The 24,227-nt window shown below is 37.2% G+C and carries 22 protein-coding genes; 6 read left to right on the top strand and 16 right to left on the bottom strand.

The features are described 5' to 3' along the window. Positions 1 to 57 precede the first annotated feature (57 nt). Genes gcvP through WBG21_RS02095 form a run of 3 tightly spaced genes read left to right on the top strand, consistent with a single transcriptional unit; the run spans position 58 to position 4,312 of the window. Complete coding sequence (gene gcvP / locus WBG21_RS02105; RefSeq protein ID WP_340074321.1) at positions 58 to 2,907, top strand: aminomethyl-transferring glycine dehydrogenase; 2,850 nt, start codon at positions 58 to 60, stop codon at positions 2,905 to 2,907. 17 nt (positions 2,908 to 2,924) lie between these two features. Next, a complete protein-coding gene (locus WBG21_RS02100; protein ID WP_340074319.1) occupies positions 2,925 to 3,446 on the top strand; it encodes a methyltransferase domain-containing protein in 522 nt (173 codons plus the stop codon). 8 nt (positions 3,447 to 3,454) lie between these two features. Further along, positions 3,455 to 4,312, top strand: a complete 858-nt coding sequence (locus tag WBG21_RS02095; protein WP_340074317.1) for a glycosyltransferase family 2 protein — start codon at positions 3,455 to 3,457, stop codon at positions 4,310 to 4,312. On the opposite strand, the gene pafA is transcribed toward WBG21_RS02095, so the two are convergent. Continuing rightward, positions 4,313 to 5,947, bottom strand: coding sequence for an alkaline phosphatase PafA (gene pafA / locus WBG21_RS02090; protein WP_340074315.1), 1,635 nt, complete (start codon positions 5,945 to 5,947; stop codon positions 4,313 to 4,315). A 117-nt stretch (positions 5,948 to 6,064) separates the two neighbouring features. On the opposite strand from pafA, the gene WBG21_RS02085 reads away from it, so the two are divergent. Together WBG21_RS02085 and WBG21_RS02080 are read left to right on the top strand one after the other, a co-directional pair. Beyond that, the gene (locus WBG21_RS02085; protein WP_340074313.1) at positions 6,065 to 6,802 is read left to right on the top strand and encodes an MlaE family ABC transporter permease; all 738 of its coding nucleotides are present in this window, start codon (positions 6,065 to 6,067) and stop codon (positions 6,800 to 6,802) included. Continuing rightward, positions 6,802 to 7,572, top strand: a complete 771-nt coding sequence (locus WBG21_RS02080; protein ID WP_340074311.1) for an ABC transporter ATP-binding protein — start codon at positions 6,802 to 6,804, stop codon at positions 7,570 to 7,572. Before WBG21_RS02085 ends, WBG21_RS02080 begins: the two co-directional genes overlap by 1 nt. A 169-nt stretch (positions 7,573 to 7,741) precedes the next feature. Here the strand turns inward: WBG21_RS02080 and WBG21_RS02075 are convergent, their stop codons facing one another. Further along, positions 7,742 to 8,053, bottom strand: coding sequence for a hypothetical protein (locus WBG21_RS02075; protein ID WP_340074309.1), 312 nt, complete (start codon positions 8,051 to 8,053; stop codon positions 7,742 to 7,744). Between the two features lie 327 nt (positions 8,054 to 8,380). Continuing rightward, positions 8,381 to 8,566: a hypothetical protein gene (locus WBG21_RS02070; protein WP_340074307.1), complete on the bottom strand. Its 186-nt coding sequence runs from the start codon at positions 8,564 to 8,566 to the stop codon at positions 8,381 to 8,383. A gap of 101 nt (positions 8,567 to 8,667) precedes the next feature. Between WBG21_RS02070 and WBG21_RS02065 the strand changes: the two genes are divergently transcribed. Then, a complete protein-coding gene (locus WBG21_RS02065) occupies positions 8,668 to 9,036 on the top strand; it encodes a helix-turn-helix domain-containing protein (RefSeq protein ID WP_340074305.1) in 369 nt (122 codons plus the stop codon). On the opposite strand, the gene WBG21_RS02060 is transcribed toward WBG21_RS02065, so the two are convergent. The 13 genes from WBG21_RS02060 to porU form a co-directional block, all read right to left on the bottom strand. Further along, on the bottom strand, positions 9,018 to 9,239 hold the full coding sequence (locus WBG21_RS02060) for a hypothetical protein (RefSeq protein ID WP_340074303.1): 222 nt from the start codon (positions 9,237 to 9,239) through the stop codon (positions 9,018 to 9,020). The genes WBG21_RS02065 and WBG21_RS02060 overlap by 19 nt on opposite strands. An 11-nt stretch (positions 9,240 to 9,250) precedes the next feature. After that, the gene (locus WBG21_RS02055) at positions 9,251 to 10,060 is read right to left on the bottom strand and encodes a hypothetical protein (RefSeq protein WP_340074301.1); all 810 of its coding nucleotides are present in this window, start codon (positions 10,058 to 10,060) and stop codon (positions 9,251 to 9,253) included. After that, positions 9,984 to 10,151, bottom strand: a complete 168-nt coding sequence (locus WBG21_RS02050; protein ID WP_340074299.1) for a hypothetical protein — start codon at positions 10,149 to 10,151, stop codon at positions 9,984 to 9,986. Before WBG21_RS02050 ends, WBG21_RS02055 begins: the two co-directional genes overlap by 77 nt. A 573-nt stretch (positions 10,152 to 10,724) precedes the next feature. Continuing rightward, positions 10,725 to 12,179, bottom strand: coding sequence for a DUF389 domain-containing protein (locus tag WBG21_RS02045; RefSeq protein ID WP_340074297.1), 1,455 nt, complete (start codon positions 12,177 to 12,179; stop codon positions 10,725 to 10,727). A gap of 2 nt (positions 12,180 to 12,181) precedes the next feature. Continuing rightward, positions 12,182 to 13,258, bottom strand: coding sequence for a mannose-1-phosphate guanylyltransferase (locus WBG21_RS02040; RefSeq protein ID WP_340074295.1), 1,077 nt, complete (start codon positions 13,256 to 13,258; stop codon positions 12,182 to 12,184). 44 nt (positions 13,259 to 13,302) lie between these two features. Beyond that, complete coding sequence (locus WBG21_RS02035) at positions 13,303 to 13,899, bottom strand: SprT-like domain-containing protein (protein ID WP_340074293.1); 597 nt, start codon at positions 13,897 to 13,899, stop codon at positions 13,303 to 13,305. A gap of 64 nt (positions 13,900 to 13,963) precedes the next feature. After that, entirely contained in the window at positions 13,964 to 14,653 is a 690-nt protein-coding gene (locus tag WBG21_RS02030; RefSeq protein WP_340074291.1) for an SDR family NAD(P)-dependent oxidoreductase, read from the bottom strand. Further along, positions 14,646 to 15,650 (bottom strand): M28 family metallopeptidase, encoded by a 1,005-nt coding sequence (locus WBG21_RS02025; RefSeq protein ID WP_340074289.1) that lies wholly within the window; start codon positions 15,648 to 15,650, stop codon positions 14,646 to 14,648. The genes WBG21_RS02030 and WBG21_RS02025 overlap by 8 nt, the downstream gene beginning before the upstream one ends. 85 nt (positions 15,651 to 15,735) lie before the next feature. Further along, positions 15,736 to 17,340 (bottom strand): pyruvate dehydrogenase complex dihydrolipoamide acetyltransferase, encoded by a 1,605-nt coding sequence (locus WBG21_RS02020; RefSeq protein WP_340074287.1) that lies wholly within the window; start codon positions 17,338 to 17,340, stop codon positions 15,736 to 15,738. A gap of 5 nt (positions 17,341 to 17,345) precedes the next feature. Continuing rightward, the gene (gene pdhA / locus WBG21_RS02015; protein WP_340074285.1) at positions 17,346 to 18,344 is read right to left on the bottom strand and encodes a pyruvate dehydrogenase (acetyl-transferring) E1 component subunit alpha; all 999 of its coding nucleotides are present in this window, start codon (positions 18,342 to 18,344) and stop codon (positions 17,346 to 17,348) included. Positions 18,345 to 18,494: 150 nt separating this feature from the next. Continuing rightward, positions 18,495 to 18,977, bottom strand: coding sequence for a cytidine deaminase (locus WBG21_RS02010; protein WP_340074283.1), 483 nt, complete (start codon positions 18,975 to 18,977; stop codon positions 18,495 to 18,497). Positions 18,978 to 18,987: 10 nt separating this feature from the next. Further along, entirely contained in the window at positions 18,988 to 20,136 is a 1,149-nt protein-coding gene (gene porV / locus WBG21_RS02005) for a type IX secretion system outer membrane channel protein PorV (RefSeq protein ID WP_340074281.1), read from the bottom strand. A gap of 40 nt (positions 20,137 to 20,176) precedes the next feature. Then, entirely contained in the window at positions 20,177 to 24,055 is a 3,879-nt protein-coding gene (gene porU / locus WBG21_RS02000; protein WP_340074279.1) for a type IX secretion system sortase PorU, read from the bottom strand. Positions 24,056 to 24,227 lie beyond the last annotated feature (172 nt).

The following is a 24,227-nucleotide window of genomic DNA, read 5'->3' as shown; positions in this document are numbered from 1 at the left end:
GTTATATTTAACAAATTTAATACGTAATTTTGCCCATCTTATTTTAATATTTCCGGAATGAGGACAGATTCTTTTGCACTACGTCACATTGGTATCAAAGAGCAGGACATTGATCATATGCTCAAAACTATTGGTGTTGATACTGTAGACCAATTAATTTATGAAACAATCCCTGATGATATCCGTTTATCATCTGATTTAAAACTCCCGGAAGCCTTGAGTGAGAATGCGTTTCTTAATCACATTCATCACTTGGCTTCCAAAAATAAAGTCTATCGGTCCTTTATAGGACTAGGGTACCATGAATCTTTTACGCCCTCTGTCATTAAACGTAACATTCTGGAAAACCCTGGCTGGTATACCGCGTACACCCCTTACCAAGCCGAGATTGCACAGGGAAGGCTGGAAGCATTATTGAATTTCCAAACAATGGTATGTGATCTTACCGGTATGGAAATAGCAAATGCTTCTTTATTAGATGAAAGTACGGCTGCAGCAGAAGCCATGGCTATGTTGTTCGAGCTACGAAGTAGAGAACAAAAAAAAGATAATGTTGTCAAGTTCTTTGCTTCTGAAGAACTATTGCCCCAAACACTTTCTTTATTACAAACTAGAGCTACTCCGTTGGGAATTGAATTAGTAGTAGGTAACCATCAAACATTCTCCTTTAGTACAGATTTCTATGGAGCGATCCTTCAATATCCCGGAAAGCATGGGAATGTTCATAATTATTCCGATTTTATTGCACGTGCTAAAGAACAGGAAATAAAAATAGCGGTAGCTGCAGATATACTCAGCCTTGTTGTACTAACGCCTCCCGGAAAAATGGGCGCTGATGTTGTTGTGGGGACTACCCAGCGTTTTGGCATCCCTCTTGGGTATGGAGGCCCTCATGCTGCCTATTTTGCCACTAAAGAAGCTTATAAACGTACTATTCCGGGAAGAATTATAGGGGTTACTAAAGATATGGATGGTAACAGTGCACTACGGATGGCACTTCAAACTAGGGAACAGCACATAAAAAGGGATAAAGCAACCTCCAATATTTGCACTGCTCAAGTTTTATTGGCAGTCATGGCGGGCATGTATGCTGTGTACCATGGGCCTGAAGGGTTAAAATACATCGCACAGAAAGTGCATAAATCAGCGGTTACTATTACTGATCAGCTAGAAAAATTAGGCTATCAGCAGACAAATAATGTTTATTTTGACACCATTGTTATACATGCAAATACTGAGACGATAAAACCGATAGCGGAAGAAAAAGGGATTAATTTTTATTATATTGACAACAATACAATTTCTATAGCTGTTAATGAAACTACCTCATTGACCGATATCAATACCATTGTTCAAATTTTTGCAACAGCTGCTAAAAAAACAGCTGTTGCAATTACAAACTATACAACGTCTGAAGCACTTCCGAAAATATTGAAAAGAACTTCTCCCTTTTTAGACAATGAAATTTTTAACAGTTATCATTCGGAAACTGAGCTTATGCGGTATATCAAAAAACTAGAGCGTAAAGATCTTTCACTCAACCACTCCATGATATCATTGGGTTCCTGTACCATGAAACTCAATGCTGCCTCTGAAATGCTTCCGTTAAGCTGGTCACAGTGGGGCAATATTCATCCTTTCGCTCCACAAAATCAAGCAGAAGGCTACCATGAAGTTATAAAGAAATTAGAAGAGCAGTTAAACGTCATTACAGGTTTTGCCGGAACCTCGTTACAGCCCAATTCCGGGGCACAAGGTGAATTTGCCGGGTTAATGGTAATAAGGGCTTATCATCAATCTAGGGGCGATTTCGATAGAAATATCTGTTTGATACCAGCATCTGCCCATGGAACCAATCCTGCTTCTGCGGTCATGGCCGGCATGCAAGTAGTTGTTACCAAAACGGACGAAAACGGAAACATAGATATCGAAGATGTTCGTGAAAAAGCCATCAAGTATAAAGATTCGCTTGCGGCATTGATGGTTACGTATCCTTCTACCCATGGTGTTTTTGAGTCATCCATCAAAGAAATCACAAAAATCATTCACGACAATGGCGGTCAGGTATATATGGACGGTGCTAATATGAATGCACAAGTTGGTTTGACCAATCCGGCGACTATCGGAGCCGATGTATGTCACCTTAACCTTCATAAGACCTTTGCTATTCCACATGGCGGTGGTGGCCCGGGAGTAGGGCCTATTTGTGTGGCTGCACATTTGGTTCCTTTTCTACCTACAAATCCAATCATTGCAACCGGAGGAAAGCAAGCCATTACAGCTATTTCTTCTGCTCCTTGGGGAAGTGCGCTCGCATGCCTGATTTCTTACGGATATATTCAAATGCTAGGTGCAAAAGGCTTAACGGATGCTACTAAATATGCTATTTTAAATGCAAATTATATAAAAGCACGTTTAGAAGGCCATTACGATATCCTGTATACCGGAGAATGTGGAAGGGCCGCTCATGAAATGATCATTGATTGCCGTCCGTTCAAGAAAAAAGGTATTGAAGTTATTGATATTGCCAAACGGCTTATTGATTATGGGTTTCATGCACCAACAGTATCTTTTCCTGTAAATGGCACTATGATGATAGAACCTACCGAAAGTGAAAGCCTAGTAGAACTGGACAGGTTTTGCGATGCTTTAATTGCCATCAGAAAAGAAATTGAAGAAACCAATCCGGAAGAACCTAATAATGTCCTTAAAAATGCACCCCATACATTAGCGATGTTAACCGCCGATGCATGGCATTTTCCATACTCAAGGGAAAAAGCGGCATACCCACTGCCTTATATTTCCGAAAATAAGTTTTGGCCTGCTATAAGACGGGCAGATGATGCTTATGGAGACCGAAATTTAATTTGTACTTGTGCTCCTATAGAAGCCTATGCGGAAGCATAAATTGTAACCAACGTATCATGTATGAAACTAATTTTCCGAAAAAAAGATACCAAAACACATTAACGTTTTTAAAAACACATGTGCCCCCTCCTGCCACTGTTCTGGACCTTGGTATAAAAAATCCATTTTCAGCTATCATGAAGGATCACGGGTATGAGGTGGAAAATACATGGGGGGAAGATTTAGATTTGGACACAAAAACTGTTAAGACAAGCAACTATGATGTGGTAACTGCTTTTGAAATTTTTGAGCACCTGGTCGCTCCTTTCAATGTTTTAAGAGACATAAAAGCAAAAAAACTGGTCGCTACGGTTCCCCTCCGGCTGTGGTTTGCCCCTGCTTATCAAAATAAAAATGATGATAGGGACCGTCATTTTCATGAATTTGAAGCTTGGCAATTTGATTGGTTACTGGAAAAATCCGGGTGGAAAATAAAAGCACGGGAAAAGTGGAGCAACCCGGTGAAAAAAATAGGGTTCCGTCCACTTTTGAGAAGTTTTACGCCTCGTTACTATGCTGTTTATGCAGAACGCAAATAACACAATTAATGGAGTATTATATCATCATGCCGGCACATAATGAAGAAGCGTTCTTGCATGTGTCATTGGAGTCTGTAGTAGGCCAAACATTGCTCCCTAAAAAAATGGTGATCGTAAATGACCATTCCTCAGATGGCACAGAAATTATTATCGATGACTATGTTTCCAAATACCCCTGGATTCAGAAGTTAAATACAACTTCTTCTTCAGACCGGATGCCCGGAAGTAAAGTGGTAACTGCTTTCAATAAAGGATATGAACTTTTAGATGATCATTTTGATTTTATCGTCAAATTAGATGCTGATACAATACTCCCTCCAAACTATTTTGAAACAATCGCTAAACACTTTTTCGGAGACCCTAAAATTGGAATTGCCGGTGGGTTTGCCTATGAACAAGATGAAACCGGAAAATGGAAGCGCAACCACCCTATGAATAAAGACCATGTACGTGGCGCATTTAAATCCTATAGCAAGGCTTGTTTTAAGAAAATGGATGGGCTTAAAAACTCCATGGGCTGGGATACCGTTGACGAACTTCTGGCAAAATACCATGGTTTTATATGTCATACAGATGAATCATTGCATGTGAAGCACCTGCGCCCTGTGGGGAAAGCATATCATAAAAAAGCCAAGCGCTTACAGGGTGAGGCTATGTACAAAATGCGGTATGGGTTTCTCTTAACATTTATTGCCTCAGCAAAAATGGCTTCTACGCAAAAAAAATGGCGGACACTTCTGGACAATATGCATGGTTTTTTTAATGCTAAAAAGGCTAAAATCCCTTTTCTGGTCACAGTTGAGGAAGGTGTTTTTATACGAAAACTCCGCTTTCAGTCCGTATTTAAAAAATTAAGGCTTCGCTAGCTAATCTATCACCTCACTTATTGGGTTTCCCGTAGTCCCATTCGGGAATGCAATGCCAAGCAATGCTGAAATGGTAGGAGCGATATCCGTAATGGCTGTTCGTTTGGTAGTACTTCCTTTATTAATCCCTTTACCGTAAAATAACAGTGGCACATGAGTATCATACGAATAGCTAGATCCATGTGTAGTACCTGTTTTACGGGAACTTGAAATATGTCCCGGTTCTTTCACCAAAATTACATCCCCGGAACGTTTATGGTTATACCCATTTTGAATGTGCATTGAAATATCGCGGGTATAATTTTGAGTTTTCATGCTTTCTGCCGAGTACACTTCTTTAATCCCTTCATAAGTAAGCACCTCTTCTACAAGTGCTTTTTGTATTTCGAGAATGTCCAACTTCATTTTTTTTGCTATATCATGGTCAATATATACTTGGTTGTTTGAAACATTCTCTAACAATTTGCTTTCACCAAACCTAATTTCTAAGAAATTTGCTAGCTGTTTTCTAACAGTGTCCACAACCACATACCCTCCTGGGATATTTAATGACTGAAGGTACGAAGGCACATGTACTACTCCATGATCTGCTGTTAAGAAAACAGTATAATTGCCACTTCCCACTTTTTTATCTAACGTATTGAGTAAACGTTCAATGTCTTTATCCAATCGAATGTAAGTATCTTCCGTTTCTTTAGCGTTTACTCCATAAGCATGTCCCACATAGTCAGTACTAGAAAAACTAATGGCCAGAAAATCGGTAATAGCATCTTGTCCCAAAGCCTCTCCCTCAATAGCCGCCAAAGAAAAATCCATCGTTAAGCTATTTCCATAAGGGGTCCACGGGATGAGTTCATATTTTTTATTTTCTTCCCATAATTTTGGTAAATCGTACGGAAAAACGGGAGCATCCACACCCGGAATTTTTGTTTCAAAAGCATTGTTATCATTCCCACTTTCCGTATATGTGGCTATGGGGTAAAGTGTGTTCCATGTTTTAATATACTGATCAATAGTTCTTGAAGTATTGAATTTTTTCACCCATGCAGGCAACTCGTTCATATAATAATCACTACTAACCCATATGCCTTCATCTTTTCCATGAAACCAATACGCAGTACCTGTATGTCCTGCTGGAAGGATAGCACCCCTGTCTTTAAGCGCTATACCAACTACCTTTCCTTTCATCTGTGTTGCCAGACGGAGCTCATCGGTTACTGTGGTAGTGATCAAATTTTTAGGTGACTTTCCTCCGGGTATAGAACCCGTTCCAACTGATAAATAACGATCATCATCCGCACAATAAATCATCTTCATGCTAGCTCTATCATACCATTCATTAGCTATAATCCCGTGCATTTTGGGGGTAGTCCCTGTATAGACAGAAGCATGCCCGGGGCCTGTATAGGTAGGCTCATAATTATAATGGTTGTTCTTGCAATTAAAACCTTCATTCACCAACCGTTTAAATCCCCCATCATCATATTTATCCCAAAAACGTGTGAGGTAATCATACCGCATCTGGTCTATAACAATGCCTACCACCAACTTTGGCTGTGAATAAGGTCTTTCATCCGTCTGTGCTGTTCCAAAAAAGCATATAAAAATAAATAGTAAAGTAAAATAACGTTTCATGTTTTTCAATCAATCAAATTTCAGCGAAAATACTATAATTTAAGAACAGGAAGTTTAATTTTGAGTTAAAACAACACTATTGTATTTTTTTATACTTTAGTACTCCTTTTACAAAGCATGAATTATATAGAAAGTATAGGCCGTTATTTTTTAATGATCCGGGAGGTTTTTAACAAACCCACTAAATGGCCTATCATGAAAAACCTTATTTTAAAGGAGATTGAAGACCTTATGTACAATTCCTTGGGGGTTGTCATCTTTATTTCGTTTTTCGTAGGTGGGGTTGTTGCCATACAAACGGCACTGAACATTGACAACCCATTGATCCCAAAATACTTAGTGGGGTTTGCCACCCGGCAATCTGTTATTTTAGAATTCGGCCCTACTTTTGTTTCTATCATTATGGCAGGGAAAATTGGTTCGTATATTACGTCCAGTATTGGTACTATGCGAGTTACAGAACAGATCGACGCTCTAGAAGTCATGGGGGTTAATTCTGTAAATTATCTGATATTCCCAAAAATAATAGCGCTTTTGTTTTACCCATTTCTCATTGCTATGAGTATGTTTTTGGGTATTTTAGGCGGATGGGTAGCCGCTGTCTTCGGGGGGCTTAGTACCAGCGCAGAGTTTATACAAGGAATACAATACGACTTTGATCCTTTTCATGTAACCTACGCTTTTATCAAAACTTTTGTTTTTGCGTTTATCCTCGCTACCATTCCTTCATTTCATGGATATTATATGAAAGGGGGCGCGCTTGAGGTTGGAAAAGCGAGTACTACCTCTTTTGTTTGGACAAGTGTGGTGATCATTATATTGAATTATATATTAACTCAAATGTTGCTTGGCTGATGATTGTTGTAGAAAATTTACATAAATACTTTGGAGAGAACCATGTTTTAAAGGGCATATCCGCTTCTTTTGAAAAAGGAAAAACCAACCTTATTATTGGGCAGAGCGGATCGGGGAAAACTGTTTTTTTAAAATCTTTGTTAGGGTTGTTTATCCCTGAAGAAGGCCGGATTGTTTATGATGACCGTGTGTATTCTGAATTGACAGACGACGAAAAACGATCGCTACGCCAGGAAATGGGCATGGTTTTTCAAGGAAGTGCTTTGTTTGATTCTATGACAATTGAGGAAAATGTGATGTTCCCCCTGAAAATGTTCACCAATCAACCAATGAGTGAAATGCAAGACCGGGTCAATTTTGTTCTCAAACGGGTCAACTTGATCGATGCGCACCATAAATATCCTTCCGAAGCCTCGGGAGGAATGCAAAAACGAGTGGCTATTGCCCGGGCCATTGTAAACAGGCCAAAATATCTTTTTTGCGACGAACCCAATTCAGGGCTCGATCCTAAAACAGCCATTCTCATTGATGAACTCATTCAGGAAATCACCAAGGAGTATGATATTACCACTGTCATCAATACGCATGACATGAACTCGGTAATGCAAATAGGGGAAAAAATAGTTTTCTTAAAGGACGGGCATAAGGCCTGGGAAGGCTCTAATAAAGAAATTTTTAAAACCGATAATGAAGCTGTTACCAATTTTGTGTACTCCTCTGATCTCTTTAAGAAAGTACGGCAAATGTATTTGAAGGAAGATACTCAGTAGTAATTAATAAACAAAAGAGGGGGCTAAAAAACCATAAAAACTCTAAATATGCCATATTGAGCGTCCCGATAGCTATCGGAACGAAATATTTGATTCTCAATTGCATATGATTCTCGACTGCGCTCGAATTGACAGAAGAATATGTTTTTTTGGATACCCTCTTTATAACCTATGCAACTAAGCCCATCTTTTCCATAGCAAAAGCCTCCAAAGCTTCGTCTAAGGAGTAGCCCTCATATTTAAGTCGGTATTTTACCGTAACCTCAGGTGTCCTTTTCATTTCCTCATAAAGGTATTCTTTGTACTTCCATGGAAGGCTCTTGAAAGGGCGCCTGCGCTTGCCATCTACCCATACCAAACGTTGCTTGTCCTCTTCATAAAGAATCTCTACAGGCTTGGGCTCTCGCAGCTTCCTGGCCATCATTTCATACATACGCTGTTCGTTTTTAATTTCCGGGGTGTGATTGATGCGGAGTATCATTGTTGTTAGTTTTTAGTTAAAAGGTTTTATAGTTTAATTGTTTAGGGTTTAGTTGTTCTGTTTACTCGTCCCTTCTCACTATTTCCTATTCACTTGTCCAGTTTATAGTCTATTCGTTTAAAAGTTTAGGGGTTCTTTTTCCTTTTCACTAATCGCGCTTTCCTTTTCGTTCTTCGCTAGTTCACAGTTGATAGCTTTAAGCTGAAAATTTTTTCTTTGATTAGTCTTTAACTTTACTATTCCCTATGTTTCCTTTTCCCTCTTCGCTCATTTTAATTTACAACTCCATAATTCGTAATTATGAACTCTCCTTTGTCCATTCGTAATTCATAATTTCCTTTCAATTATTTCTATTAATTCTTGGTAAATTGCTTTTGCTTTTTCTGTATTTATATTTCGTTTTCCTTTTATAATAAGCCGTACGTATTGCCCGCTACATTGATGCTTTTTCCCTATCCGTTCGCCATACCCAAAAAGTATTTTTTGTGCTTCTTCGGTGAATTTGGCTATCATTTTTACTACATTTGTTTATATATTACTAATACAAGTATACGAAATATTTCGTTTTTAATGCGCAATAATGCCGTTTTTTTTCGTATTTAATTTGTAATTATATGGATGTCAACAGTTTAACTATTAAAAAATATCGGGAAGAAAATGGATTGACCCAAATGCAGTTGGCAGAAAAACTGGGTGTTTCTTTTCGTACGGTACAAAACTATGAATCCGGGCACCCTATCCCTAAATCAAAATTAGTACTGTTCCGTTCATTGTTTAAAAATGGCCATATGGATCACCACAAAGACACTTCAGAAATTGACCAAAAGTTTAAAGGGATTTCTTTTGATGAGATTGCCATGTATTGTATGGCCCATGATGAGGAGTTGATGAAAAATAAAACCTTTAGTACCTATATTGAAAACAAAACGGTAAAGGCGATCAAGGGATATATGGAAAGACTCATTCAAAGTAAAGATGTATAGTCCATATCTATAGGTGGCAGCACAATTTCTACGGACCGCTCTTTTATTTTTTTACATAACGCTATAATCTGGTCTTTTATGGCTTCGGTCTCCTCTTCATATAGTTCTATGAGTTCTTCTTTAATAATCTCTACAGTTCTCTTATCTATGAGCTCATTCTCTGTGTAATACTCAATAATTTTTTCATCTTCCTTTTTTTTCATCGTCTTTTATTTTATTTTGTTCCTTTTCCGAGAACTTTGATGTAATCTTTAATATATGCTTTCTTTTGTTCTTTGGACACATACTTATGCTGCACGGTAACTACTATATGGCTAATTAGCAACTGGATAATGTGTTTAAGTTTTAGAATAGGGAGGTATTTTGCCGAAAGCCACCTTAAAAAATACCGTACCGTTATGGTGGTTAAAACGGCTATAAATACCATCATTAAAATATAGCTATAGAAGGGGAGGTCTCCTTGCGGATAGAATACCCACGTAATGTAGTAAAAGGCAATGCTGGCAAATATAAAGGTAACATGGTTAAGGGGTTTTCGCAATTGCCGGTCTGTTAGTTTTAAAGAAACCAAATAGAGTACCAGCACCGCGAACAACAATACCAGATATACGCTTAATTGGAAAGCGAAAGCATTAACACTCATAAAACCAAAAAACCTATGATTTTCCTCTCTTTTTAGAATTTTTTCAAAATGAATATTAGAAAGATTTTTATAAGTTATATAGTCTTCCAAAAGCGTTTTTTGAGCATTTAATTCTTCGGAAGTTATTTTCTGGCCATAATAATCCTGAAGCAAGAGAATAAGAGCATCTCTTTTAGCATTCCGTTCGTTTTTAACTTTTTGATGTGCTTCTCGCATCACGGTGAGTTCAGGAGATGCCCTGGGCAAAAAAACATGTAGAAAAACTGCGGCAACTGCCAGCGCCGCAGTAGTATAAATAATAATACTAGTCGTTATTGGTCGGGGATTGTGGTGTTTCCCCGGGTGCTCCAAGTTCTGATTTGTCTGCTGCAATGGTTTCATATAAAGCTTTTTCGTCATCAGTAGTGCTAGATTCACAAGAAATAAAACCAACACTCACTACTACTAAAATAAGACTTAATACTTTTTTCATTTTAAATTGATTTTATGATTATATTGACGTAATATAACTTATAAACCAACTTAAAATTAGCGTATTATCTTATAGTATTTTCTGTTTTATGAAGGCTAAATTAGCAAAAAAAGAACAACAAAGTTAATTTGTTTGATATATTTTTAACTGTTTAATTTTCAGTATTTTATAAATAAAATTGTTATAGATTTGTTGTTATTTTGCTATGGTTTTCCAGTAATCATAATGAAGGTTTTTTCTTTAAAGAGTAACTATGTCATTTCGAACCCCTCAAAAAATGAGGGTGAGAAATCTATAAAATTTTAGTAGAGAATGTAATCAGATTTCTCAGTTGTTTTCAACGCCTTCGAAATGACTTGGTTATAATAAAATAACACGCTATATGTATCATTTCGAATCTTTTGCTTTTTGCAAGGGTGAAAAATCATAAAACTTTCTTAGAAGACATAATAAGAGCGCTCTCCCAATAGTTGTCCGAGACGCTTCGCTTCTCAAAATGATCCGTAAGTCTCTTTTTTGAATAATCATTTAGAACATAAACAGTCTAAATACAAACCGAAAAACCTTCTTAAACTACTGAATTCTATTCACTTGTACATTTTCTGTGTTCAACTTTACCTGCAACCACCTTTTTAAGCGGTCTTGGTCTTTTTGTATGATGGTATCTGAAATAGTGTCTTTCCATCGTACTAAAAATACTGATAAGGTATCTATGCGCTGAAAATTGGTTTTTACGACTGAAGAGTATCCTATCTCCCGTAGGTTTTCATAGTTTACTTTCGCTTCATTTATAATCGCCTCAAAAGGGATTTGGTTAATGGGAAGTTTTCCCAGTTTTGCAATTTCATTTTCCAACAGTTGCAATTTTCGGTCTTTGTCCAACAACTCTGCCTTTTGCGATTCGTATAATTCATTCACAAAACGATATTTTTCTTCATCGTCATTTTTAGCACCATCTACTATTTTCAATGTGGTATTTTTTAATTTTGGATAGGCTGTTTTTTGGTTCTCCCAGGTATTTATAATATTATCGGGAATGCCTTTATCTCCCATAAAAACAAGTTCGATAGCTGATTCTTCTGCATTTTCATAGGTTATATTGGTAAAATTTTCCAAAAATTTACTGTTCCCCGACAGCTGATAGGTTGCTATCCGTTCGTTGATAAACTGTTTTGCTTGGCTCCTGAACAAGGATTCTTGAAACACATTATAAAAGGTATAGATAGCAGGTACCATCACTATAAATGCCACAAAAGAGGCTAATTGTGCAATGCGTTTTCTTCGTTTGGAATTGGCATAACGTACCATCGGAAACCGTAACAGTTTAAGTACTAAAAAGGTTGCCAACCCTATGAATATAGTATTGATAATGAACAGGTACATAGCTCCCCCTGCGTATTCAAAGTTTCCTATGGCCAACCCAAAACCTACGGTACATAATGGTGGCATAAGCGCCGTAGCAATGGCAACCCCAAAAATAACACTAGCAATGGTGCCTTTTTTGGCACGGGCAATTACCAATGCCAACCCTCCAAAGAATGCTATAAGTACATCCCTTATATCTGGAGCTGTACGGGCCAGTAGTTCCGAAGATTCTTCACGAAGCGGAAACAAATAGAAAAACATAAATGCTGTTAATACACTTAAACCTACCATTACCCCAAAGTTTTTAAGGGAACGGCGAAGTGTGTCAATATCATTAATGGCAATGGCCATCCCTATACCCAATATAGGGCCCATAAGGGGTGAGATCAACATGGCACCAATAACTACAGCCGTGGAGTTGGCATTCAATCCCACGGAAGCAATAAAGATGGAACATACCAAAATCCATGCGGTATGCCCTTTAAAAGAGATGTCATTCTTAATGGAGTCTATAGTGGTATCCCGATCTGTTTCTTTTCGGATATCGAGCAGTTCTTTTAAAAACTTCCTAATACTTCCGAGAAGTCCCGTAAATTCTTTTTTAATTTCTTCTCCCGAAGCTTTATTAGGTTCTTCCGGATTGATGTTGGCATTGTTTTCCATGGTTAAGCATATTGATCGCCGTAAGTGTCTTTTACTTTTTGTAATATTTTTTTAATATCCTGCTCTTTTGTTTTTGGGTAAAGGAGCAAAATATCGTCTTTGTCAACAATGATGTAGTCATTTATACCATCTATCACCACTATTTTGTCTTTTGAGGTCCGGATCATATTTCCGGAAGCTTCTTCTGCAATAACCCGTGCATTTACAACAGCATTGCCCTGTTGTTTTTCGAGCTTTTCATAAAGCGACCCCCAAGTGCCAAGATCGTTCCAATCAAAATCAGCAGGTAACACATAAATGGACTTGGCATTCTCTAAGATAGCATAATCTATGGATATATTTTCCGCTTTGCTGTAGTTTTCTTTGATGAAGCTTTCTTCTTGTACTGTATTGTATATAGTGATTCCCTCTTGAAAATGGTCATACATAGCTGACTGGTGTGTTCTAAAAGCATCTAAAATAGTTGAAACGCTCCAAATAAAAATTCCTGCATTCCACAAAAAATTTCCTTTTGCTAAAAATTGTTTGGCAGTTTCATAATCGGGTTTTTCCCTAAAACTGTTTACTTTTTTAATTGATTCTGTTGATCCGGCATCGTATTCAACATAGCCATAGCCTGTATTTGGAAACGTAGGTTGGATTCCCAGAGTCATTAACACAGGATGATTACGACAGAAATCAAAAGATGCTTGCAAGTTTTTATTAAAGGCTTCTTCATCTTCAATCCAGTGGTCGCTAGGCGCCACGATCATTACGGCTTCAGGGTTTTCTTTATATATTTTTAAAGAGGCGTAGAGTATGCACGGTGCTGTATTGCGCATAGCCGGCTCTAAAACTATTTGCCTTTGCGAGATACCGGACAATTGTTCTAATACTAAATTGTTGTACCGCTCATTTGTTAAAATAAATATGTTTTCTTTAGGGACACTTTTACACAAACGGTTAAACGTCCGTTGGATAAGGGTTTCTCCTGTTCCCAACATATCATGAAACTGTTTAGGGAAATTGGACGTGCTTACCGGCCAAAATCTGGAACCTACACCGCCTGCCATTAAAATAGCATAATTGTTTTTATTCATTTTTCAGTTAATTCTTGAAAGTTAAAAAAGGTTCTATTTTTCTGTTAATTTACGATTTCTACTTCTACGTTGGGATTGAACAGGTATGTTTTCCCTGTTGCCATCTCCAAACATTCATATCGTTTTATCCGTTTATTTCCTTTTTTGAATATTTTGCCATTGTATATCCGAAAGGTACTCCCTATGGCTAGTTCAAAAATATAGTTTTTATCGTTTTCCGGATCGTACTGTTTCAAAGCTATGGATAATGTAGTGTCTGTATCACTACTCGCCTTCGGGTTGCGGAAATGATTTGCTAAAAGCGGTAAAAGTTGCGATGGAAATATCTCCGGACGTATAAATGGCACCATTAATTGCTGGAAGGTATATTTCCATTCTTGTCCGTGTGGTTTAATACGCCTGCCATATTTTTCAAAAGCTACTAAATGGGCTATTTCATGAACAAGTGTGATAAGGAATTTGTATTTATTCAGCGATGTGTTTACAGTGATTTGGTGCATCCCTCCGGGCAACCTCTTATAATCACCATGACGTGTAACCCGTTCATTTACAATTTTTAGGTGGACAGCATATACTTTTATCAATTCAAAACAGGGAACTACTGCATTTTCCGGAAGGTATTTTTGAAGTGTCTGTTCCATCAAAACAAAGATAGAAAACAACTTTGGGTTTTAATTAAAAAGGGCTTACAGGTTTTAAAAACCTTTAAGGTGTTGCACTAGAAACCTGCAACAACTTTCCATTGTAATAGTTGTTACCGGTAAGTGCAAAATTATATATGTATGTTGCCATTTCTAATGCAGTTACCGGGGCTTTGTAACCCGGGAAAGCAGCTTCTAACATTTCCGTTTGAACAGCACCTAATGCTAATGTATTAAAGGAAGGGCCAGTGTCTTTGTACTCTTCAGCAAGTAATTCTGTAAGTGTAATAACAGCTCCTTTGGAAGAGCTATAAGCAGCTAATCCTGCAAACTTCAGGCTTCCTTGTACACCTCCCATACTGCTGATATTTACCACATGGCCTTCCTTGGGCATAAAGGGGAGTACTGTTCTGGTAACTTCTGCTACTCCAAAGATATTTACTTTATAGATTTCTTCGAAATCTTCTGCAGTTGTTTCCACAAATGGTTTATGGAGCAGCTTCCCTGCATTATTGATCAAAATATCTACCTTTTTCCATTGACCTGATAAAAAACCGTCTAGCTTTTGGACAGCTTCTTTCTTGCATACATCAAACGAAAAGCAGGTGATATTCGGGTGCCTCATTGAAGTCACAGGTTGTTCATTTCTGGAAAGTGCCAATACTTTATGGCCAGCATCAGCAAATAGTTTTACCAGTTCAAAACCAATTCCCCTACTCGTACCCGTAACAATAATGTGCTTTGTATTATTCATTCATTGTTATTTCTCGAGTGGGTGTGTTGGACATTCTTTCTATGGCCGGGATCATTCCATTAATGAGGGTTGCCATATGGGCAAAATCCATTTCGGAGGTTTCATCATCTACATGATGGTAATAATCATAGTTAGTAAAATCAAAAGTGCTAATGGTTTGTGCCGGCACCTTAAATACTTCATAAAAAGGGTAATTGTCTGATCTTTTAAATAATTGGTATTCTTTAGCTGTTGGCAAGTAACCTATCAAGTCTTCCCCTACATATTCATTTATTTTAGCTGCCATGTTAGATTTTTCATATCCGGTGATATATGCCTTATAACCCCTCCCTTTCATAGAGACCCCTATCATTTCAATATTGAAAACCGTATATAAATCAAGTGATTGTTGTTTTAATTTTTCGGCCAAATGTTTAGATCCTAACAAGCCTTTTTCTTCTGCTGAAAAGAGAATGAACAACAAGCTTCTTTTATTGGTTTTGACATTCCCAAAGTACCTGGCCAATTCTAAAACAGCTGTTGAACCTGATGCATTATCATTTGCTCCATTGGCAATGGCATCTCCATTTACCCGTTCTCCTAAACCAATATGGTCATAATGAGCACCAATAATTATGAATTCATTTTTTAACGATGGGTCATTTCCCTCTACATATCCTACCACATTATAAGCCACTTTTTCATAATTAGACAACGTATCTCGGTATGTTGAAAAATATGGTTTTAAGCCATTTTTTATGAAAATAGTTTCTGCATAATCTGCTGCTTTTGCAATTCCCTCACTGCCTGCTTCACGGCCTCTAAGCTTATCAGATGCTAAAAACTCCATTGCTTTTTTTACAGAGGTTTCCGTTGAGTAATACGCTTTCTTGTCTATTGCTTTTTCAACATTATTTCCCGCATCCGGTTTATCTATGATTCCCTCTGGACGCATCATCACAGTTGATGACTTACAGCTTAATAACCCAATGAGTATAAAAAAGATTGTCTTTTTCATTGCATTTATAATTTAACTTTTTAAAGATAAAAAAAGCATCTCGAATATAAGATGCTTTTCTGTTATTTATGTAGTGAATACTACCTTACGCCAGCATGGTTACCGGGTTCTCCAGATAATGTCTTAGTGTCTGTAAAAACTGAGCGCCTGTGGCACCATCAACAGTCCTGTGGTCGCATGCTAAAGTAATTTTCATAGTATTACCAACAACAATCTGTCCATCTTTAACTACCGGTTTTTCTATAATCGCTCCTACAGATAAAATAGCAGCATTAGGTTGGTTAATAATCGAGGTAAATTCTTGAATCCCAAACATACCAAGATTGGATACTGTAAAGGTACTTCCCTCCATTTCTTGAGGGGTAAGCTTTTTGTTTCGGGCTTTTCCGGCTAAATCTTTTACTTGTGCGCCTATTTGTGTGAGGTTCATTTGGTCTGTAAACCGCAGAACCGGAACAACCAGCCCTTCATCAACGGCAACAGCAACACCTATATGCACATGATGGTTATATTTTGTAGTATCGCCATTCCAAGTAGTATTCACCTGTGGGTGTTTTTTTAAGGCCATGGCACATGCTTTTACCACCATGTCATTAAATGAGACCTTGGTATCGGGCAATGCATTTATTTGACTTCGGGAGGCGATCGCATTATCCATATCCACTTCTATGGTAAGATAGTAGTGGGGTGCTGTGAATTTCGATTCTCCCAAACGTTTTGCGATGGTCTTTCGCATTTGAGAATTTTTAATTTCTTCAAAGCGCTCTTCCCCTGCAGGAACAAAAGGCATCGTAACAACTTCTTTTGTTTCTTGAGAAGAAACAGTGGAAGTGGCTATTGCTGATGGCGTATAATTCTCTATATCTCTTTTTACAATCCGGCCATTTTCCCCAGAACCTTTCACTTGTGATAGATCAATTCCCTTTTCTTCGGCCATTTTCCTGGCTAATGGCGATGCAAACACCCTTCCTCCTGTATTGATAGGGTTTGGTGTTTTTTCTTGTGTGTTTTGCTCGGGCCTAGATGGCGGCTCTTTTTGTTGTTCGTCTGGCTGAATGGTCTCTCCTGACTGAACTGCTGCCAATATTTCATCCACCTTAGCTCCTTTAGGGCCAATAATGGCCAATACGGCATCTACCGGTGCTGATCCTCCCTCTTCTATGCCTATATGTAGTAATGTACCTGCATAGAATGATTCAAACTCCATAGTTGCCTTGTCCGTTTCAATCTCTGCCAAAATATCTCCTTCAGACACTTCATCCCCTACTTTTTTAAGCCATTTTGCCACTGTGCCTTCTTCCATCGTGTCACTTAAACGGGGCATCCTAACTACTTCTACACCTTCTGGTATTGAAACTTCAGAAACTGTTTCTTCTTTTTTGGGTGTTTCTTTCACTTCCTCATTTTTGGTTTTCGCAGCTTCTCCATTCAACAATGCAGAAATGTCTTCCCCTTTATCCCCTATAATTGCTAAAAGGGCATCAACAGGAGCTCCTTCTCCCTCTTGGATGCCAATATGGAGCAGCGTTCCTGAGTAAAAAGATTCAAACTCCATAGTTGCCTTGTCCGTTTCAATCTCAGCCAGGATATCTCCTTCTTCTACTTTATCCCCTACTTTTTTTAACCATTTGGCCACCGTACCTTCTTCCATGGTATCACTTAGCCTTGGCATGTTTATAATCTCCGCCATATTTGTTATAGTTTATGAGGTAAAAAAGGGTAATCTTGTTGTTCATATACGCTATCATACATCACATTTTTTTCAGGATATGGTGATTCTTCAGCGTATTTTTCACATTCTTTTACTAAATCCTTTACACGTTTGTCTATTACCGCAATCTCATCATCCGTAGCATATTTCTTTTCTTTTATTACTTCTAATACCTGTGTAATAGGGTCTATTTTTTTGTATTCTTCTACTTCTTCTTTTGTCCTATATTTTTGTGCATCAGACATGGAGTGCCCTCTGTAACGGTATGTTTTCATCTCTAAAAATGTTGGGCCACCACCACTTCTGGCCCTTTCAATAGCTTCGTTTACAGCTTCAGCTACCTTAACAGGGTTCATGCCATCAACAGGCCCGCAAGGCATTTCGTAACCTAATCCCAGTTTCCATATCTCAGTATGACTGGCTGTACGCTCTACCGATGTACCCATTGCATACCCATTATTTTCTACAATAAACACTACCGGTAATTGCCATAGCATGGCAAGGTTTAATGTTTCATGGAGCGCCCCTTGTCGCGTAGCTCCATCCCCCATATACGTAAGTGTTACCGCATCTCTCTTAAAATACTTGTCAGCAAAAGCAATCCCTGCGCCTAAAGGTATTTGGCCCCCTACAATACCATGACCACCATAAAACCGGTGTTCTTTAGAAAAAATATGCATGGAACCCCCTAATCCTTGCGAGGTTCCGGTTCCTTTACCATAAAGTTCTGCCATTACCTTCTTGGGGTCTACGCCCATTCCTATAGGTTGAACGTGATTGCGGTATGCAGTTATCATTTTATCTTTGGTAAGGTCCATAGCATGAAGGGAGCCTGCTAATACAGCCTCTTGACCATTATATAAATGTAGGAACCCCCTAACTTTTTGCTGAATATAGACGGCTGCGAGTTTGTCTTCAAATTTTCTCCAGAAAAGCATGTCTTCATACCACTTAAGGTACACTTCTTTGGTAACTTTTTTCACGCGTTTATTTTTTAGTTAACCTTTTTCAATGCATCTCATACCCGTTATGGAATGCATAAAAATGAAATACAAAAGTAACATATTATGTATACGTAGGAAAATGAAAACACACAATTATCCTTGTTTTTGTTATGTTTAAAAATCTACCTATTAAAGGAATGAACTGTCAAAAATTAAAGGGAGTATGTTTTTAACAGAATTGGTCTTGATGATATTTCCTTCCTCTCCCATAAAGTAGATAGGAATAGGTTTTTTTTGATTTATTTCATATTCAAGCATGGCTTGCCTACAAGCACCACATGACGGTACAGGTTCTTTAACGCTATGATTATCAGAAGTAGCTGTAATGGCTATCATTTCAATTTTTGAACCGGGGTAATTTGCACCTGCACTGTAAATAGCAACTCTTTCTGCACATAATCCTGATGGATAAGAGGCGTTCTCTTGATTATTACCTGTAATGATAATTCGATTATCTAGTAGCAAAGCTGCTCCCACACGAAATTTGGAATATGGTGCGTATGCATTATTTCTTGAAAGGATAGCATTGTTCATTAAATTCCGAGCATCCTCCGAAAGCTCATTAACATGCTCATATACTATAAAAGATGCCTGTATATTTAATTCTTTCATTCAAATATGGCTAATACTCAAAATATTCCCTGCCCAAATTAAAGGTAAGTGAAAAACGTAGTGTGTTCTCCAGAGGGTTTCTAACTTTTGAGGCCGAAAATAAGTAGGACACGTCTATAACAGCTGCTTTAAATTTGAACCCGCCACCTAATGTAAAAAACTGGCGCGCCCCTTTTTCCTCACTTTCATTAAAATAACCTGTCCTTAGTGCAAATGAATCTTGGTACCAATATTCAGCACCTAATGCCCATGTAAATTCTTTTAGCTCTTCACTAAATCCATCGGGTGCATCACCAAACGATTCAAATATACCACTAAAAAAACTTATGTCCTGATATTCAGCATTATCATCTGCATCAATATCACCATCGCCATCGAAATCTTGCGGTGTAGGCACCAACAATTTATTAACCTCTGCATTCACTGCAAGTCTATTGAATTCATCAAAGATGAAATCAAAACCAGCTCCAAATTTCAAATTAGTTGGTAAAAAATTCTCTTGCCCCCCTTCATCATATTTGATTTTCGGACCAATGTCTGACAGGTTAAAACCAAAACGCCAGCGGCCATCAAATGTATTATAAGGTATTTGTTCTGATTGGTAATATCCTGATATCCCTACAGCAAAGGAATTGGCAGCTTGTGCATTGGCATCTATTTGTTGAATTCTTAAATTAGAACGTATGTACCTCCCTGTAACTGCCATAGAAAAGCGGTCACTTAGCTTTAATGCGTATGAACCATCTAAAGCAAATTCGTTTGGCTTTACAATTTCTCCCGGATCATTTGCAAATTGCCGTAATTCAATTTCTCCTAGTCCAAAATAGCGGAAACTAAACGCAAAAGCACTCCTGTCATTAATTTTATTGTAAAAATTAGCTTGTAAAAGTGCTATATCGTTGACCAATTCTGCCAAATAAGGAGTATAACTTATTCCTACCCCTATTTGTTTTTCTGCAAAAACATATTTGGCAGGGTTCCATTGTTGTGAATAGGTGTCGGGAGAAGTGGCTGCGCCTATATCTCCCATTCCTGAAGCTCTTGCATCTGCTGCAATGGTAAGAAAAGGTACTGCTGTTGTAATTACTCTAGACTGTTCTTGTTGTGCATAGTTCTTCCATGTTAAGAACACCACTACTATCATTAAAGCATTTTTCATGTAGGTATAAGTAATATATTTTGACAAATATAACTTTTTATTAGAGGATAACAAGTTTTTCAAATTTATGCGTTTTCTTATTTGTTAACGAAGATTTAACAGTAATCTTATATACATAAACCCCTTTTCCTATTCTATCTCCAAAATTATCTCTTCCATCCCATACAATATCTCTTGAAAATCCATCTGTTGTTATAATTTGGTGTGTATTCCATACCACTTTACCTGATATGGTAAAAACTTGTATGTCAACCTCTATAGGTTCAAAAGGTTTGTTGTGCTGGAACCAAAATTCTGTATAGCTAGTAAAAGGGTTGGGGTAATTTAATACTCGTTCTAATTGAATTTCTCCATCATCTAATACCAAGAACTGAATTTCTGCAGTTGAGGAATTGTTGTATACATCCCAGGCTTTTAATGTCAATGTATGTAGTCCCGGGTCTAAATCTCTAAAAGGGAATGAAACCCTCCCCTCTGTAAAATCATCTATTTCGGCTTCATAATAATCATTAAGCACAAAAGGATTATTCTCATCTCCATCAAGGATCGCTACAATATCGTGTCCAATACCACTTGCGGTATTAATTCCGTTTTCATCTTTAAGTATGGCTATTAAAAGTGGCGATTCATTTGTAATTCCTCCCGAAACAAAACTTTCATTATTCATAAAAAGTTGTATTTCAGGGCCTATATTATCTTCAGGAGCATTTTCATTAATACCTCCTACATTAATGTCAAGATTATAGCCTGCTTTATCTTCAAAAATTGCTCCTCGCTCACTATAGAAACTAACCCTTCCTTTTCCTACGGGAATGCTAATATCCCTAGGCACTACAAAATTAAACGTAAACTCTCCGTTCACAGCAGTTGCTTTTCCTCTAAAAATACTTTCTCCCAAAGTTTCAAAGTCTAAAAAAATAAGGGCTCCACTATTATCTCGAGTTTGGTCATTTGCAAGGGTCATTTTTTGAGTATTTTTATCATGTATGGTAGCAAAAACTGTCCCATTGTAATTAGTCAAGATATTGTTATTTTCATCTGTAATAACTCCTCTCATTTTTATTTTACTCAATGCCTTTAAAGTATCTACAGGCTGTGTTATCGGGATGTCATTTATTTCCAATAAATTTACATTGGGCTTTGGGATTGCTAATTTTATTGCAGGATCCCCTATAAAAAACACTACTCTTTTTTGAACGCCTCCAGTAAATCTCGGATCAACTTTTGAACGCCTGAGAATCTCTGCTACCGAATAGTTCTCTGTGCCTGAAGGAAACAAATAATCGGATATAATATCATTATAAGCAATTCCATTTCCAACAAATATTTCCCTTGTTGTAGTTATTAATCCAATAGCACCTCCTTGTTCATTCCAAAAGGTTAACTCTCCAGCTGTTAACCGTTCTGGGTTGTCAAATCTGGTAAATTCACAGGTTGTTGTTATAAAGAGCGGGAATTGGGTATTATTCCGCAGGCTTTCAGCATCTGCTTTTGTAAACAAACGTTCCTGTGCCAATCCCTCTTCTCCCCCATGTCCAAAATAATTAACAACCAATGTTCCCAAATCAATGGCTGCCAATAATTCTTCTTTTGCTTTTGGATACCGTTCTCCTCCGGAAGAAACCTCTTGTTTAAAAGCATCTGCATAAATTTTTGTAAGATTAAAGAATGGCTTGTTTATAGTTATTCTATCACCTAAATCGTTCAGGTTCGACTGGATTATTCCTTCCCAATTATCATCTACATCATCTGCCAAAAGCGTTATACTATTACGCCACCTTCCTAATGCTTCTGTTTGATGATATGCTATAATTTTATCAACCATTGCATCTGCTTCCTGAGGGGTGTTGGCCAAAATACGCCCTATCGCTATATCCATTAAATCATTTCCAGTTATATGACCTTCCCCAACATCCATCATGGTATAAAAGTCATCGGATGCAATTCCAAAAGTAAATGAAAAACTTTCATATGAATGAAATATGGGAACTATATTGGTATTAGGTGATAACCTGTCTTTATAATCTATGGAAGCATCTCCAAATAAGGCAACATATTTTAGTCTATTTGCAGGATTAGAAGCATTATCATATATGTATCTTATAAAATTTCGAATAGCTGCTATATCCGGATTACCGGAATTAAATTCATTGTATATTGATTCTATGCTTACTACTCTAACGATCAACCCGGAATTTGTCCTATGAAAATCTGCAAGTCTTTGTGCTTGTGACAATAAAAATTGTGGCGCAATGATTATATAGTCAATATCTGTAGGCTGTCCATTATCGTTAAAGATGGTTCCTTTTACATTTTGGTTAGGGACTTGTTGGTTGGACGCAATGATAACTGGCTCATAAAAATCTTCTTCATTGACTATTGCATAATAATGGTTTTCTCCTAAAAAAGTTTTGTACTCAAATATAGTTGATGTATCTAAATTTCTATATGTTACAATATTATTGTTGTCGGTCACCTCCCAGATTTGAGAAATGTTTGCAGCGTCTGAGACTACATAGTTGGCTACTCCGGTAGTGTTCTCTGAATTTTTATAGGTAAATGTATATTGCCCTCCTTTTCCCGATAAATGTCTCTTTGCTTCAACAGCAATATAGTCAAGATAACCTATGGCACTTGGGTTTCCATTATTATTATAAACAAGTGCTATCTCAATATCTTGGCCGGATACTGTAGCATCAGCATATTTTAATCCTCTTTTTAATGTTGAGCCGTCCGGACTAAAATTGTCTTGAGTGCCAAAAAAAATATCGCCCTGAGGGGTTGCTGTAAAATTAAATCCTAATATTTCTTGTCCATTTAAGTTAACACTCATTGATGAGGGAGATGAAGATACTGCTGCAGGTTTTACCCCTACCCGTATTGGTGATGATATATCAATATCAGGAATAGTAAATTCGAAGATTTGTTCATTTTCAATGTTAAATTGCTCGCCAAACCATCTGCGTCCAACTTTTGCTATATTAGTGATATCCTGTTCATGAAAGACACTCATATCTACTTTAGTGATTGTTGTTGTAGCTGTTGTATTGGGTTGGTTCGCATCCAGTATTCTTTTACCATTTGTTTCTCCAATACTCAAGAAATAAGACGGTAAATCTGTGTATACGTTTCTATACGTCTGACTCTCTTCATTCCACTCATCTGGACCTATGGCATAAAACAAGATATAATCATTAGCATCAAAAGAACCATCTGCTTCTCCTATAACCTGAATAGCGTTCTCAGGAGTATCTTTAATATAATCAACCTCATTCATTAATGACTGCATCCTTCCTCCATTTCCATATATTTTTATCTTTCTAGGGTCTATGGTATTTATATCAACCCCTAACTGCCTTAAAAAATTCCGGTCAATTCGATAAACCCCTGTTTTTTCTACATAGAATTTATACCATGTTCCTTCTCTCAGTACTGAGTTGATGATATTTCCTCTTCCATTGGTATTAGAAAATTTATTTACTCTTGAATCAATAACATATTCAATATCAAATGAAACTACCCGTTTTATTTGATTTTCATCTTTGTATAATGGAAATAGCTTAATTGAAGTGTATGTAACGTTTCTCGCTTTATTTATAGCTCCTTTAAAAAAAATAGCTTCCGGAAGAGCTTCATAAGGAACATCATAAATCTCTGAACTATTAATATTTTCGGTTACTATATTTTTGATTGCAACTGATGTATTTGTGCTATAATTATTTTCTTCCCACCGTGCATTAAAAACTATTTGGTTATTTTCATAAACAAAATAACCTCCTGTAAAATAAGGAACCGTATATTTTTTAGATAACGTTGTTATTTCTTTTGAAGCCTTCCAGTCAATTTTAAATTGCTTGTCCTGAGCTAAACCGCTGAAAAAGCAAAGTAATATTAAAGGGAAGAAAATGTTTTTCATCATCAAAATAACGTATTATGCATAAAAATAGTGCGTTCCATCCAACATACAATTTTAAACAATAAATAATAAATATAAAAAACCTTCGTTTTTACAGTGTCGTTCAACCTAATTATATGGCGTTTACCATAGATTCTAAACTAAAAAATTGAATATATCATGTTAATTGTTATAT

Origin of the sequence: Leptobacterium meishanense, assembly GCF_037645805.1 — a bacterium.
GTDB classification, from domain to species: domain Bacteria; phylum Bacteroidota; class Bacteroidia; order Flavobacteriales; family Flavobacteriaceae; genus Leptobacterium_A; species Leptobacterium_A meishanense.
Note: the sequence above shows the minus strand (reverse complement) of the source record. Positions and strands in the feature narration are given on the sequence as shown.

Coding starts and splice junctions, on each gene's coding strand:
- WBG21_RS02010 (WP_340074283.1), bottom strand. CDS start 18,977: ATGAAAGAATTAAATATACAGGCATCTTTTATAGTATATGAGCATGTT.
- WBG21_RS02045 (WP_340074297.1), bottom strand. CDS start 12,179: ATGGAAAACAATGCCAACATCAATCCGGAAGAACCTAATAAAGCTTCG.
- pafA (WP_340074315.1), bottom strand. CDS start 5,947: ATGAAACGTTATTTTACTTTACTATTTATTTTTATATGCTTTTTTGGA.
- WBG21_RS02025 (WP_340074289.1), bottom strand. CDS start 15,650: ATGAAAAAGACAATCTTTTTTATACTCATTGGGTTATTAAGCTGTAAG.
- WBG21_RS02040 (WP_340074295.1), bottom strand. CDS start 13,258: ATGAATAAAAACAATTATGCTATTTTAATGGCAGGCGGTGTAGGTTCC.
- WBG21_RS02095 (WP_340074317.1), top strand. CDS start 3,455: ATGGAGTATTATATCATCATGCCGGCACATAATGAAGAAGCGTTCTTG.
- WBG21_RS02030 (WP_340074291.1), bottom strand. CDS start 14,653: ATGAATAATACAAAGCACATTATTGTTACGGGTACGAGTAGGGGAATT.
- WBG21_RS02085 (WP_340074313.1), top strand. CDS start 6,065: ATGAATTATATAGAAAGTATAGGCCGTTATTTTTTAATGATCCGGGAG.
- WBG21_RS02060 (WP_340074303.1), bottom strand. CDS start 9,239: ATGAAAAAAAAGGAAGATGAAAAAATTATTGAGTATTACACAGAGAAT.
- WBG21_RS02055 (WP_340074301.1), bottom strand. CDS start 10,060: ATGAAACCATTGCAGCAGACAAATCAGAACTTGGAGCACCCGGGGAAA.
- WBG21_RS02075 (WP_340074309.1), bottom strand. CDS start 8,053: ATGATACTCCGCATCAATCACACCCCGGAAATTAAAAACGAACAGCGT.
- WBG21_RS02035 (WP_340074293.1), bottom strand. CDS start 13,899: ATGGAACAGACACTTCAAAAATACCTTCCGGAAAATGCAGTAGTTCCC.
- porV (WP_340074281.1), bottom strand. CDS start 20,136: ATGAAAAATGCTTTAATGATAGTAGTGGTGTTCTTAACATGGAAGAAC.
- WBG21_RS02050 (WP_340074299.1), bottom strand. CDS start 10,151: ATGAAAAAAGTATTAAGTCTTATTTTAGTAGTAGTGAGTGTTGGTTTT.
- WBG21_RS02100 (WP_340074319.1), top strand. CDS start 2,925: ATGTATGAAACTAATTTTCCGAAAAAAAGATACCAAAACACATTAACG.
- WBG21_RS02080 (WP_340074311.1), top strand. CDS start 6,802: ATGATTGTTGTAGAAAATTTACATAAATACTTTGGAGAGAACCATGTT.
- WBG21_RS02020 (WP_340074287.1), bottom strand. CDS start 17,340: ATGGCGGAGATTATAAACATGCCAAGGCTAAGTGATACCATGGAAGAA.
- gcvP (WP_340074321.1), top strand. CDS start 58: ATGAGGACAGATTCTTTTGCACTACGTCACATTGGTATCAAAGAGCAG.
- WBG21_RS02065 (WP_340074305.1), top strand. CDS start 8,668: ATGGATGTCAACAGTTTAACTATTAAAAAATATCGGGAAGAAAATGGA.
- porU (WP_340074279.1), bottom strand. CDS start 24,055: ATGATGAAAAACATTTTCTTCCCTTTAATATTACTTTGCTTTTTCAGC.
- WBG21_RS02070 (WP_340074307.1), bottom strand. CDS start 8,566: ATGATAGCCAAATTCACCGAAGAAGCACAAAAAATACTTTTTGGGTAT.